Source organism: Paenibacillus sp. Dod16, assembly GCF_049893405.1.
Lineage (GTDB): Bacteria > Bacillota > Bacilli > Paenibacillales > Paenibacillaceae > Paenibacillus_AQ.
Window position 1 is genome coordinate 1 of the sequence record NZ_JBNDYG010000008.1, and the last position, 14502, is coordinate 14502.

Below are 14502 nucleotides of genomic sequence, written 5' to 3' on the forward strand. Positions count from 1 at the left end.
CCGGATATATGGGGCTTCATTGCACGGAGAACCTGTCCGTGGAGGAGCTTGCCGCCTGGGCCGGCGTGCATCGCAGTCACTTCACCCGCGCGTTTACCCGCCGATACGGCATCTCTCCGTCCCGCTACATGCAGCAGTTGATCATGGAGAAAGCGACCCGCCTGTTATCCGCCGAGGGAACCAGCATCACGCAGACCGCTTTATCCCTGGGTTATTCGGATTTGTTTACGTTCTCCCGCGCCTTTACCCGGTATTTCGGAATGACGCCGAGCACATTCGTGAAAGCGAACCGCCCATCATCGAGAACAAGCGAATAACAATGATCCTCCATGCGATAAACGATAAAGGAATCACCCTTATCGATCCTACAGCAACGAAAAGAGGCCATCCGATTAGGGATAGCCTCTTTTCGTTTTACATTATCTTTATTTCGTTTCTATAAACGGTAGGACGACCTACTCCTTCATCAGATCCCATAGCGTAGTGAATGCCTCGCCTTCCAATTGAAAGAATACAGGTGCATTGGCATATCGCACATATTGGCCGCCCTTAAACAATCTTAACTGGACTTCCGTCCCGTCCTGCAGCTGGATATACAGAAATTTCTGCTCGCTAGGCCCGGTCTCGTAGATCCCTTGCTCAAACAGAGGCTCTGCCGCTATCGGCTTCGCTTCATATAAAGCTTCAACGAAGGCTTGCACCTCTGCATCGGCGGAAAGCTCGCGCAGCTTGTTCTCGCCCATGTTCCAGCTGTCGAAATCCTGCCATTTAACCGAAGTCATGTTCCCAATCAGATTCAGCTTGCCGATAATATCCTCGCCCTTGACCACCGTAATCCCGTTGAGGTGCTCATACAATTCGGCGTAGACTTCCCCGTCATGCTCCATGTAGGACATAATTCTAAAATCGGAGTCATATCCCTTAACCGTAAAGATGTCCATTTCGCCGATCGTCGAAGCAAGCTCCGTGTAATCATCGGAGGAGCTCCATTCCGTAATACCCGATTTCGACCGTCCGAGCTTGTCGCCCCGCAGCTGCTTGGCCATGTCCGGCGTGATTTGCGTACCGGTTTGGGTGTAGATATTGCCCTGGTATACAACCAAACCGATCATGTCGGCTTTGACGTTGCTGTCCTCCGGAAGCTCGATCTTCGGTATGGTTACCGGATCGTGACCAACCTTCGCGGTCGGCGGGGTATTCTCCCCCGTCCCTTGTTGAACAACCGGGATATCGCTGTTCGCTGGCTCGTTCTCAAGATTCAACACCAGCGAAGCTACTACCACCAGCCCCAACATAACGGCCGCGGTGACGCCGGCGACCCCCATTCGGCTCATTCTGGTCGTTTGACGCTGATTATGTTTCATTCCTTTCATAATCCTCTCCTCCAATCCTTTGTCAGGTTCTATTCGATCTATCAATGATTTGTAGTCATTCCGATTCATCAATCGTCCTCTCCTTCCAAGTCCATGCGCAGCAGCTTCCTGCCGCGCTGAAGACGCATCTTGACCGCAGACTCGTTAATCTGCAAAATCCCGGCGATTTCCTTAACGGAATAATCCTCGTAATAAAACAGATGGATGACCGACTTATACTTGAAGGGCAAACTCATGACGTTATCCATCAATGTCCGTTCCGACGGTTCGACAAAATAATCGTTCATATGCTCCATTTTGGTTACCCGCTTACGCCACAGACTCCCTTGCATGTTCTTGCAATGGTTCGTAATCACCCGAATGAGCCAGGCTTTCTTATGCTCCTGGTCCCTGAAGTCAGGCGCTTTATATATCAGTTTAATGAACGTCTCCTGAATGGCCTCTTCGACATCCTGTTTGTTCCCAAGGTACACCATCGCTATTTTAAAAAGCATATCGCCATATAATTCATAGGTTTCCGTAATATCTCCGCCCGGCCGGAGCGAATCGATCTGCATCTCCTAGACCTCCTTTTACCATTAACACAGTTATGGACGTAGATCGGTCACATTTTGTTTTTAAGTTTTTCGGCATGCAGAAGAAGTTGCCCCAAAAGCTCCCAGATCTGGCGTGCCCCCTCTTTCTGTTAGGAGACGCTCCGTGTACGAATCGTTCCTCCCATCGCTGTTGTCCCCAAATTTCTTGGAATGAATTAAGCAAGGGAGAAATTCGGGGACAAAGGCGACCACGCGCTTGTCCGGAATCGTTTCGTCCTCTCCGCTACCATGAGAAATCACTACATTTAGACATATGAAGAGAACCACATCTTCACATAATGAATGTGCGACCCATTTACGAAAGAAGTGGTGTAACAAAAAAGCAAAAAAATGGCGGTGCTAAGGATGATGATCCCTAGCACCGCCATTTCTATATTTTCAGTATTTTGATCAGCAGATTTGCTGTTGCCCCCCTCGTATATCACAATTGCAAATCCATTAACCATTCTAGCCGCTATAAAACCTGTTTATTTTGCATACGTCAAATCCTGCATCAACCGATGGAGCACTGCGGCGCTTTCGCCTCGGGTGGCATTCGATTTAGGATTGAAGCGCTGCTTCGGATCTCCGTTCAGAATATCAAGACCCGCCAATTCATATACCGCTGCCTGAGACCAAACACCGATCGAGGACGCATCGGCAAAATGGGCTTTTGCCGCGTCGACTGGGTTGTATCCGGCATACTCCAGCGCGTTGTAGGCCATCACCGCCATCTCTTCGCGCGTGATCGTCCGATTCGGCTTAAAGGTGCCGTCCGTGTAGCCGTTAATGATGTCAGCATCGACGGCTGCCTGGATTGCTCCGGCGTACCAGTCGGATGAAGCCACATCCTTGAAGCTGCCTGACGCAGCGTCTGCAGAAAGTCCCAGTGCCCGGACGACAAGCGCTGCGAACTCGGCTCGGGTGACCGAAGCGTTCGGAACAAAGGTCTGCTCCGTGCGCCCGGTCACGATCATTTTGGCCGCAAGCGATTCAACGTCGCCCTTCGACCAATGCGACGCGATGTCCTGGAACGTTACCGGGTTCTGCAACACCAGGTACGTGCTGTTCGTGCGGCTGTAGATATCGATTCGTTGACCATTCACCTTAAATGGAATCGGCGTGTATATGCCGTTTCCGTCCACCCGAACGACCGCGATATCAGTCAACGCATGCGACTTGTCGACATTCAGAGACCGCTTTACATACGATTGGAATGCTTCCAACGTGGCAGTCTTGCCATTACCGGACTTCACCGTCACGGTATAGCTCACAGCTTGTATTGCATTATATCCTTTGGACGCCGCTGATTTAAGGGCATCCGCATCGATAGCAAGCTGAATGACCAATTGAAGGTTGTTCATGTCCGAGCCGGCTTGGGCTGCCAGCGCTTGAAGATCAATCTCCTTCTTCGGAAGCTCATAGCTTCCGTAAGGCGTTGCTACCACCAGCAACTGCACGCTTGTCTGATCAAGCCACGCACGCAGCGCTTCATTCTCGATGGTAATGGATGAAGAAGAGATTGGCTGCGTACTCGTTACCTCTACGGTAACTTTTCCACCAACAGGCTGTTTCAGGGCTTCCTTCATGGCCGCTCCAGTCACGCTGCCTGCAGCCGCGCCGTTCTCCACCTTAACCGGAACCTTGACCTTGCCCGGTTCTGCCGGCGGCGTGGTGCCAGGGTTCGATGGATTTACGGGAGGCGTCGTCGGCCCTGGAGTCCCAGGCGAGCCCGGGTTCCCAGGGTTCCCCGGTCCAGGCTCTACCGGCCCTCCTGGATTAGGTCCTCCCGGAAGCGGCGCTCCCTTCAAGTCCGTAATCCGTCCTTCGACGGCGGAGGTCTTGGCCGTGATGGTGCCTACTTTTTTCACGTAATTCGAGAATACTTCATAATCAGGCTTATAAAGCAGGTTCACGCGCCCTTCCAGATAGGCCTTCTCGAGCGAAGCATAGAAATCTCCGCCCTTAGCGGTAAATGCGTTCGTCGCTACCTCATACGATTTATTCATGTCGATCGGCTCATATCCGTTCTTGCCTTTCACCTCGATGCGAAGCACCCGCTGCCCGGCCGGTTTGGTCGAATCATAATAGAACTTCATACCCGCGATATGCGGGAAGCGGCCATCCGCAGCAGGCATCTTGGAAACCCCGTTCTCCATGGCTTCTTTAATCTCGGCGCCCGTCAGTGTAATCGTAACGAGATCATTGTTAAACGGAAGGACCGTCATGACGTCACCCATCGTGATTTTGCCTGCTTCAATAGATTCGCGGATGCCGCCGCCGTTCTGCAGGGCGATGACCGCATTCGTGCCGGCGGCTTGCGCCGCATCCAGCATGCCATCGGCAATCAGATTGCCGAGATTCGTTTCCTTCGTGCGTACATCGGCGCGAACGCCGTTCAGCTTCACTTCTGTTGTACCAACCTCCGTTTGTTTTAACTGCTCCACGCCCGGCTTATATTTGGTGTTCAGAATTTGCAAGGCTTCGGGATCCGGCTGAATTACATACTGCTCATTGCTATCTTTTGCGTCAACCGAAATGAGCTGGCTATCCCACTCCTGCAGAACACCCTCGTCGTCAAATACGACCTCCAGCTGACCTAAGAATTGACCTTTTTCACCTGTCTGCACAATCAGCTTCGKTTCGCTGTCCGAATGGTCTACAACCGCCTCATCCAGCTTGGTATGACTGTGACCGCCCACGATGATGTCGATGCCTTCGACTTCCTTTGCAAGGTTGACGTCCACATCATAACCGAGGTGCGACAGTACAACGATTTTGTTGATGCCTTCCTTCTGCAGCATCGCTACGGTGTCTTTTGCCTTTTGCACCGCATTCTCAAAAGTTACGTCACCAGGCGAAGCGATGTTGGCCGTGTCTTCAGTTGTAAGTCCAATGAGGCCAACCTGCTCCCCGTCTACCTCCATGATGATGGCCGGGTAGATGGTTGCATCCCTGGCATCCTGGGTCACTTCATTCTTGAATTTCTGGGTCAATAAAGCATCGGCCGAAAAATTCACGTTCGAGGAAACAAACGGGAATTCCGCATGCTCGATGAAATCGTTCAGCACCTCGGATCCTTTATCGAACTCATGGTTACCGAAGGTCATGGCATCATATTGAACCAAATTCATGAACTCCAGATCGGCGAGTCCCAAATATTGATTGAAATACAGCGTGCCGGAGAAGACGTCCCCTGCATCCACGAGCAGAGGATTGACCGCATTCGCTTTGGCTTCCTTGATTGCCGTAACCCGGCGTGCAATATTATCCGGCGAGCTTACGGTATCCAGATTGGCATGCGTGTCATTGGTATGCAAAATGGTCAGCGGGAAGCCGTCCACGGCTTCTTCCTTCAGATCGATCTGCGCGACGATCGGATCATGATCCGATACGCGGCCCTTGGAGGCCGGGAAATCGGCGTTCAGATGCACGATGTCGACTTGCGTAGAACGGGTCAGGTTCTTGCTGACGAGAATATGGTCCAGCACCTGCGAGTTTCCGTCATACGTGTATGTGTACTGCTCCTTGAGCGGAAGCGTCTCGATCAGGTTGTCTAATTCGTTGCCCTTTAATATGTTCGCCGTCTCGGTAAATTGGAAATCATTCAAATCTCCCAGCACGACGATGTTCGCCTCAGGATTAGCGGACACCACGTCTTTCACAAATCCGTTCACGACCGCTGCGATCTGATGGCGCTGCGTTTCGCTGGAGAGAACCGGCGGCTGGGTATTGCCGAAAGGTCCTTGGTCTCCGGATTTCGAGTTAAAATGATTCGCGATGACGATCACTTTTTCCCCTTGGAATTCGAACTGCGCTGCCAGAGGTTTACGCGATGCGTTGAATGCAGGGTTCAGCGGTTCGATTCGTCCCGGATTCAGAGTCAGCTGATCCTTTGCCGCATCATACGCCACCGATTCAATCGGTGATCCCTTCTTGCCGTTTACACTGTCCGATAACTGGACACGATCGGTGTTATAGAGGAATCCGACCCGAATGTTCGCTCCCGGCGCTCCCCCGTCATTATTATTCACCGGATCAATATCGGTAAAGCTGTAGGTTGGTCCGCCGGCTGCCTTGATGGCGTTAATCAAGGTCTGGTAGCTTTGATCTGCCGCGGTAGTTCCGTTGTTCTGCTCCCCGTTGTTATCCTGTACTTCGACAAGACCAATAATATCCGGAGACTTGATGTTGTTTACGATCGACTCCGCCAGCTTGTTGATTTTGGCGGAACTTACGCCCGGATAGAAATTTTCGATATTATATGTCGCTACTCTGAGCTGTTCGTCTTTTACGTCGATCGTGGATACCTCTTGTTTAAAAGAGCTGCTGTTGATTGCAGGCAATTCTCCTTTAGCCGGAATCACCTTGAAATTGCCACTGTTATACCCGATCACGCCGATCACATCATCGGCAAATCTATCGCCGGTGCCCACTTCTTGTCCCGGATTGCCGTAAGCAATCAGGAGACGCTGCGGGTTGAAATTCCCCTGCTCTTTTAGAACCAGTCCGCCGGCTGACGTAATGACATCCGCGATATCATTCTCGACACGGGTCGCAATGTTGTAGGTACCGCCGCTTGTCCAATACGGACTAATGATCGTTGGCTGCGGAAGTCTGACCAGCATGCCCTCGAGGGACTCGTAGAAGTCGATGGCATCCTCCTCTGGATCGAACGTTGCCATGCTGTCATTATCGATAATGGCGGCAGGAATCGGGCGCCCGCCTTCACCTAAGGTAACAGGGTCCGGCAGTTGTTGACCCTGACCCAGATTCTTGATGGATTGCAGCTCGATTTGAGTAGAGGTCAGGTTGCTGGAGCTTCCCTCGTTAAACTCGGCCACTTTTCCGGTTACACTCACCAGATCTCCGATTTGAGGCCGGTTTGGATCCGTGGAATACACAAAAATCGCATCCGAGGTATCCGGATTGGAATCCGGCTTCGGATCCTGGATATAGAATCCCTTGATATTGCCGTTAGAGAACGTGTAACCGTATTGGGTTACAACACCTTCAATATCGGTTACCATCTGTCCGGTATACGGCGAAGTATGGTCCTCGCCTTGGATATCCGCGATACGCGGTTGCTGTGTCGCCTTGTAAGCAAATTCGTATACCTTGCTCTCATTCGCCCCCGAGACAACAATCGCTTTGATGGTCGTGTCACGGTCTATTTGAATAGGCAAGCTGTACTGTGTACTTGCTGTCGTCGGGACTGACCCGTCGAGCGTAAAATAGATGCTTGCCCCTTGCGTAGGGCTGGACAGCGACACCGTCCCTCCAATGATTATAGGTCCGGCACCCGGACTTGCGATCACAGAGAACATGTCCTCGATTAAAGCATTCTCGCCTAAAGGAATTAGCTCATAGATGTTGCCGAACTGCTTCACCACACCCGTGACGCGACTGAAGGTCTTCACCGTCTTCAGCTTGGACAATCCGGAATAGATGATAAATTCATGACCGCCTTGCTCGGCCGTATATTCCCCAGGTCTGTTTTCGGACTTGATGGTGACATCGTCCAGGTAGACAAGTCGCGCTTCATAAGTCTCTCCCGAAGCTGCAGATAGATCAGCTCCGGTGATTTGAAGAGCCTGCGGCACTCCTGCATTTGCGCCCGTTACATCATGCGGCAGCAAGGCATGCGGTTTGATCTCCTGAAGATTGTTGTAAATCTCCATCACGCCGGCCACACTCACCCGGTCGCCAACACTGGCGTTAAGAGGGTAGTCATAGAGTACGATACCGGCCGAATCATCTTGAATGTAGGTTTCTCTGCCTTCGATATGCGTAATGATGCCTTCCGTCCATACATGCTCGCCTTTTGCCTTGCTGCGGGCATCAGCGACGGACGTTTGCCTTAAAATATCGTATTGGAACGAAGAGACCGGCCCATCCGGCTGGCCATCTTGGGCTGCATAGGCATCCACCCGCGTAGGCTCGTTAAGGATGATCGGACCCGTTTCCGCCGGACAAATACACATCCGCATAAACGGAAGCGCCCACCGTAGGCGGATTCAGCGTAATCTCCGTTCCGGCTGGCCAGGCATTAGGCTCCGGATTGGCCGTTACCGCTCCCAGGCCCGAGCCGGGCGTGACCGGCGTAACGGAACTCGCACTGTTCCGGGGATCCGGAGTCATAACGATAAAATCGGCCGCATTGTTATCCGTGTCACGTCCGCGATCATTTTGACCAACGGTCAATTCCTTGCGGATCGCAGCCGTGCTGTTGGAGAGAGCTGCGGTTGGGCTCGTCTCATATTCTGAGGCCGATCCATAGCCAATGAGGTCAATACGATCGCCCGCGGCGTTTACCAGATCTACTTTTCCGTTAGAGCCGCTTAAGTTCAGTGTTCCTGCATCATCAGCTGTCGGCAAAGAAGCACCTACCGAGCCGTTACTCTGCTGTTGGATTAAATAATAAGCATAAGGTTCTATTTTACCAGATAAAGGGATTTCATTGTTAAAATTTCCTGTTGCGCTTGCATAACGTACCTTCCAGCCTGTCAAGTCGATCGGACTGCCGGTCGGATTGAACAATTCGATAAAATCATGCGTATACGTGGCCCCGCTATTCCCGCCGCCACCGTACACCTGGCTGATCACAACCTGGTCATGCCGGGGGGAAGCCTCCGCCACCTTCACAGGGCTGAAAGGAACGATGATACTCAGAAGCATCACGATTGCCAGAAGCATGCTTAACGGCCTTTGGCGCCTATGTAATCGAATGCGCATTCAGGTTTTCACTCCTCTATTCTATTAAATTTCCTTACCTTATTTACTATATATACCAGATATGTTTTGGGAGTTCTAACCTAAAGTATGCTGGATGTAAAAAAACCTCCGATAGACCTAAACCCAAAGCTGGATAGGCATATCAGAGGTTCTATTTGTCTTACATCGACTTGCGCAATACGTTACCGTTTACCTGAATCGAACGGCTCCCCTACGGCTTTCGGCGCATTCGAGGATTTGGAGAAAATCACGAGTGCGATCAGTGTGACAACATAAGGGAAAATTTTGAGAATGACCGGCGGGATTACCGCCAAAGACGGAATGACCTGTGATACGTTGGCTACCGTCGTGGCAAATCCGAAGAACAAGGTGGCCAGCAGGATGCCGAGCGGCTTCCATTGTCCGAAGATCAAGGATGCCAGAGCCAGGAACCCGAGTCCCGCCACGTTCCCAGTAAATTCACCGGAATACGTCAACAGAATGACAGCTCCCCCGAGTCCGGAAAAAGCACCCGAGATCATGACGCCGACATACCGCATGGACTGTACCTTAATACCTGCTGCTTCGGCCGCGTGCGGATGCTCGCCGCAGGACCGGAGTCGCAGACCGAACGGCGTTCTGTACAGTATCAGTGCGCTGAGCACTAGCACTAACAGAACAAGCCAGGTTGTTGCATAGGTTTTGGTAAAAAACAAATCCCCAATAACCGGTATCTTAGACAGCACGGGCACATCAAACGGTGCAAAACCATTCGTGATGCTGATCTTGCCGCTCCCCGTAATGTTACGAGCAAGGAATATCGTCAGGGCACCCGCGATCATGTTGATCGCCGTACCGCTTATAATCTGGTTTGCACTGAGATTAATGCTGGCAAAGGCATGCAATAGCGAGAATAGCGCACTTGCAGCGGCCGCAGCTAATAGTCCTACCCATAATACCCACGATTGGCCGGGCCATTGGGCCTGCATTTTGAATATGACAAAGGCTCCGATGAAAGAACCGACAATCATCAAGCCGTCAAGGCCGATATTGACGACCCCGCTTCGTTCACTGAACAGCGCGCCCAAGGCGGTAATCAAAAGCGGGATCGTGTAAGCGATGGCATACGGAAAAATCTGTTCAATCGTTGTCCACATATGTCCTTACTCCCCCTGCTTTTTATTTGCCGCGCGACGCAGCTTCAATTTACGGTATAGTCGTTCGATCAAGATGCTGGTTGCCGCAAAATAAATAATGATGGCGATAATCGAATCGGCGATTTCCGGCGGAATCTCCGTCATGGCATTCATAAACCCTCTGCCCGAGTATAGAATCCCGAAAAACAAGGCCGACACCAAAACACCGATAGGTGCGTTGATTCCGAGCAGAGCGACGGCAATCCCGTCAAATCCCTGGCTCGGCAGAATGCCGATCTGCATGCTGGAGGCATTCCCCGCATACTGTGCAACTCCCGCGAGGCCCGCGAGGCCGCCGGAGATGAACATGGACAGCACGATGCTGCGTTTGACAGCGATACCCGCATATTCGGAAGCGTGACGGTTGAATCCGACCGCCTTCAATTCGTATCCAAGCGTTGTTTTGTTAATAAGGAAAGCGACGACTAGAACAGCAATGACCGCGATAAAAAAGCCCAGATTGACATAAGAACCTTGGAACATATCGCTGAGCCACTGCTGATGCAGCATGGCTTCCGGTGGAAGCTGACGCGATTCCGTCTCCAGACTCGCCCCTTTGAAGTAACCCGGAATGACATAATAAACGGTCCAGTAGGCGGTCCAGTTCATCATGATCGTGGATACGACCTCATGTACGTTATATTTAGCTTTCAGGAACCCTGGGACAACCGCCCATAGCGCACCGCCGATAAACCCGACCAGTACCATGATCAACAGGAGCAGAGCCCGCGGCAGGTCGAGCGAGAGGCCAACAGCCGTCGCGCAAAAGCCACCGAACAGCATCTGGCCCGCGGCACCGATATTAAACAGTCCGGTACGGAAGGCAAAGGCCACGGACAAACCGGTCAAAATAAGCGGAGTCGCCGTCGCTAGCGTATTTCCGATCCGCTCCGGGTTCTTGAGTCCACCCTGGATGAGATACTTATACCCTTCTACCGGATTATGTCCAGTCAGCGCCATAAGCAGTGCCCCCGCAATGAGTCCGAACAGGACGGCAAGCAACGATTTTACGCTGTTATTCATGTGGTGCCTCCTCTTTTTGATACCCGGCCATCATGAGTCCGAGCTCTCTTTCGTTCGTTTCGGAGGTTTTAACGATACCTACCAGTTCACCGTTATTAATAACGGCAATGCGGTCCGACAAATTCAGCACTTCATCAAGCTCCAGGGAAACCAGTAGAACGGCCTTTCCCTTGTCCCGCTGTTCGATCAGACGACGGTGAATATATTCAATCGAGCCTACGTCAAGGCCCCGGGTCGGCTGAACGGCAATAAGCAGATCCGGATCGCGCTCTACCTCACGGCCGATGATCGCTTTTTGCTGGTTACCGCCGGACATCGAACGCACGATCGACCGGCCGCCCGTTCCGGAACGCACATCAAAGCTCTGAATGATATGCTCCGCATGCTTGCGGATCGCTGCTGGCTGCAGCAGCCCGTTCTTGGAATACGGTGGGCGGTTGTACACCTCGAGGATCAAATTCTCTTCAATGGTATAGTCCAGCACGAGTCCCCTCTTTTGACGGTCCTCCGGAATGTGGCCGATTCCGCTTTCATTCCGTTGACGGACAGATAGACCGTTGAGCGTTTTACCATTCAAGCTCACCGTTCCGCTCTCGGCCTCGCGAAGTCCGGTAATGGCTTCAATCAGTTCCGATTGACCGTTACCATCCACGCCTGCAATACCCACAATCTCCCCGGCATGCAGGTCCAGACTAAAGCCTTTGAGCGCATCGACTTTCTTGCTGTTCTTTACCGTAAGCGATTTAATCTCGAGAACGGTCTTGCCCGGGCGACTCTCCTGCTTATCCACCTTAAAGGAGACGCTGCGGCCCACCATCATTTCGGCCATAGCCTCGCGGCTCGTGTCTGCCACTTCAACGGTGCCGATCGTCTTGCCTCGGCGGATGACGGTGCAGCGGTCCGCAACCGCTTTAATTTCTTTCAATTTATGAGTGATCAGAATGATCGATTTGCCTTCATTGACCAGGTTTTTCATAATGCCCTGCAAATCTTCGATTTCCTGAGGGGTCAGCACCGCGGTCGGCTCGTCGAATATGAGCACTTCCGCATCGCGGTACAGCATTTTGAGAATTTCCACTCTCTGCTGCATCCCGACCGAGATATCCTCGATTTTGGCATAAGGGTCTACATTGAGGCCGTATCGCTTGGACAGCTCCTCGACCCGTTTGGCAGCCGATCTCACATCCAAGCCGAAGAAGTACTTGCGCGTCTCGCTGCCCAGAATAATATTCTCGGTCACGGTAAACGGCTCGACCAATTTAAAATGCTGATGCACCATCCCAATTCCGAGTTTGTTCGCGACATTCGGATTCGAGATCCGCACGTCCTTGCCGTTGACTTTGATTACGCCACGGTCAGGCTGATACATGCCAAACAAGATACTCATCAGGGTGGACTTGCCCGCCCCGTTCTCACCGAGCAGCGCATGAATCTCGCCTTTTTTCAGCCGAATCGTAATATCGTCATTTGCTACGATCCCGGGAAATTCCTTGCGGATGCCCACCATCTCGACAACATAGTCCATGGTTTTGGGTCCTCTCCTTCTTTTGTGTTGAATATCTTCCTATGCATAAATTGCTTTAAAAAAACGCGGATCGACTCACTTCCAAACAGCCAGAACGCAGTTACATAGATCGAATTCTACATTCAATATCAGAATGCAATCGCTTGCGCCGGTGATACGGTCTGATACCTAAAATAGCTCCACAAAGTGGAGCCTATGCTTCGATGCTTGTTCCAAATACTTTGCGGGGGCCCCAAAACATATAAATGCGATTACAGAATTGCTTACGCTTCACCGAAATAACTTATAAATTCTAATACCTTAAAAAAAGACGGAGGGAATCCGTCTTTTTTCATGCGGTATCGCTGCTTTTCAAGTAAGTCTATCCACGTCGTAGATGACCTTGGTGTCTTGGATTACTTAATCAAATCGCCTTGCTCAGCGGCTACTTTAATTTCGCCGGCTTTGATTTTGCCAAACACTTCGTCCACTTGCTTAAGAACGTCATCGCTCAGGTTCGGGTTCTTCTCAGGAAGACCGACGCCGTCATTAGTTGCATCCAGCGTAAGTGTCTGTCCGCCTGGGAATTTACCTTCCATTTCAGCTTTGATCATATCGTAAGCCGCATGGTCGATTTTCTTCACGGCCGAAGTCAGGACAACGGATTTGTCGCCTTCATAAACGCCATCTTGATACTGGTCAACGTCTACGCCAACGATCCATACTTCAGATCCGTTCTGTACGCGAGTCTTCGCTTCGTTAATCGCACCAACGCCCACGCCGCCTGCTGCTGCGAAGATAACGTTTACGCCGCGGTCATACATTTGAGCCGCCAATTGGCTGCCTGCTGCAACATCGTCAAAAGATCCTTGGTAGACAACGTTCTCTTTGTTAACTACCAGTTTCGTGCCGAGATTCTCGTTGGCATAAGCTACACCCTGCTGGAAGCCCCAGTTGAACTTCTGTACAGGAGGGATTTCCATGCCGCCGATAAACCCAGCTTGCCCATCCTTCACATGAAGCGCAGTCGCTACGCCAGCCAGGAAGCCGGACTCTTGCTCAGCGAAGAAGATGGATACGGTATTTTCCTTAACTACCGGTGTTGCGCCCTCTTCCCCGGAATGAGGCGTTCCATCGATAATAACGAATTTAGCATCTTTATACTTGTCTTGTGCTTTAAACACGGCTGTTTCAAATTTGAAGCCTGGGGTTACAATGAACTTAAATCCGGCATCATACAGGTTTCCGATCTCTTTCGAATAGTCGGCTTCCGTAGTTCCGGCCGGCTTCAGGTATTTATACTCCATTTTGAAGTCCTCGTTGGCCTTCACGATACCTTCATATGTTCCTTGGTTAAACGACTTGTCATCAATGGTTCCTGCGTCCGTAACCATCCCTACCTTGAAGTTTGCCTTAGGTGCGTCGCCGCTTGGTTCCGACGCTGGTTTGTCGCCGCAACCTGCCAGCATTGTGACAGATAACGCCAAACTGATTAAAGATATGACCCCTTTTTTCATTAAGGATAACCCTCCTAGGTATATATGCCCGAATACTAGATTCGCGCTATTTACAATATATTAATAAAACAGACCCTTTTCAACATAAATTTGGGTGAATCTGTCAAACTGCATCTGTGCCGCGGTGAAACGTTTAAGACATGTTTTATTCCAATTCTAGTAGAGATAGGAAACCGCAGATTGCGTGGCGTTGATAACACGGTTTTTATAGATAACACGGGGGTTACAGCGGGTGTGATAAGTCAAGCGTGCAAGTGATCAGATCCTTCCGTCAGGAAAAAAATAACTGCGCTTTATGAAAAGAAAGCACCTCGGCAAGGTGCTTACAAGCATGTTGATTATTCCGATGAATGCTATGAATGATTATTCATTTACGACGGGTTTTCATCATGCGATTATACGTAATTAATCCGGCAATAATCATGGCGACTACACCTAAACTGCTTGCCGACTCCGGCGTCATGCCAAATACACCCGCCAAATTCGTAACCAAGCTGTTCGTAAGCAGCGCCACCGCAATTAGCATAATTGGACGCCACACGTTATACCTTCTCATCCTCGCAACACCCCCAAGCCAGATTTACAGCATTATAAGAACCC

10 protein-coding genes are annotated in these 14502 nt (G+C 51.0%); 1 reads left to right on the forward strand and 9 read right to left on the reverse strand.

Features of this window, described 5'->3' with window-relative positions; all coding sequences use genetic code 11:
• Positions 1 to 317, forward strand: a 317-nt coding sequence (locus ACPV3A_RS09080; RefSeq protein ID WP_426199091.1) for a helix-turn-helix domain-containing protein, incomplete at its 5' end; no start/stop codon positions are given.
• Between the two features lie 138 nt (positions 318 to 455).
• On the opposite strand, the gene ACPV3A_RS09085 is transcribed toward ACPV3A_RS09080, so the two are convergent.
• The 9 genes from ACPV3A_RS09085 to ACPV3A_RS09125 form a co-directional block, all read right to left on the reverse strand.
• Positions 456 to 1373, reverse strand: a complete 918-nt coding sequence (locus ACPV3A_RS09085) for a hypothetical protein (RefSeq protein WP_426199093.1) — start codon at positions 1371 to 1373, stop codon at positions 456 to 458.
• 68 nt (positions 1374 to 1441) lie between these two features.
• Positions 1442 to 1930 (reverse strand): RNA polymerase sigma factor, encoded by a 489-nt coding sequence (locus ACPV3A_RS09090; protein ID WP_009593946.1) that lies wholly within the window; start codon positions 1928 to 1930, stop codon positions 1442 to 1444.
• Between the two features lie 506 nt (positions 1931 to 2436).
• Positions 2437 to 7938, reverse strand: a complete 5502-nt coding sequence (locus ACPV3A_RS09095; RefSeq protein WP_426199095.1) for a 5'-nucleotidase C-terminal domain-containing protein — start codon at positions 7936 to 7938, stop codon at positions 2437 to 2439.
• Complete coding sequence (locus ACPV3A_RS09100) at positions 7892 to 8683, reverse strand: lamin tail domain-containing protein (protein ID WP_426199097.1); 792 nt, start codon at positions 8681 to 8683, stop codon at positions 7892 to 7894. The genes ACPV3A_RS09095 and ACPV3A_RS09100 overlap by 47 nt, the downstream gene beginning before the upstream one ends.
• A gap of 182 nt (positions 8684 to 8865) precedes the next feature.
• A complete protein-coding gene (locus ACPV3A_RS09105; protein ID WP_076322522.1) occupies positions 8866 to 9819 on the reverse strand; it encodes an ABC transporter permease in 954 nt (317 codons plus the stop codon).
• 6 nt (positions 9820 to 9825) lie between these two features.
• A complete protein-coding gene (locus ACPV3A_RS09110; protein ID WP_216534982.1) occupies positions 9826 to 10881 on the reverse strand; it encodes an ABC transporter permease in 1056 nt (351 codons plus the stop codon).
• Positions 10874 to 12406, reverse strand: a complete 1533-nt coding sequence (locus tag ACPV3A_RS09115) for an ABC transporter ATP-binding protein (protein WP_260066836.1) — start codon at positions 12404 to 12406, stop codon at positions 10874 to 10876. The genes ACPV3A_RS09110 and ACPV3A_RS09115 overlap by 8 nt, the downstream gene beginning before the upstream one ends.
• A 395-nt stretch (positions 12407 to 12801) precedes the next feature.
• Positions 12802 to 13902, reverse strand: a complete 1101-nt coding sequence (locus ACPV3A_RS09120; protein ID WP_426199101.1) for a BMP family lipoprotein — start codon at positions 13900 to 13902, stop codon at positions 12802 to 12804.
• A 367-nt stretch (positions 13903 to 14269) separates the two neighbouring features.
• Entirely contained in the window at positions 14270 to 14458 is a 189-nt protein-coding gene (locus ACPV3A_RS09125; RefSeq protein WP_426199103.1) for a hypothetical protein, read from the reverse strand.
• Positions 14459 to 14502 lie beyond the last annotated feature (44 nt).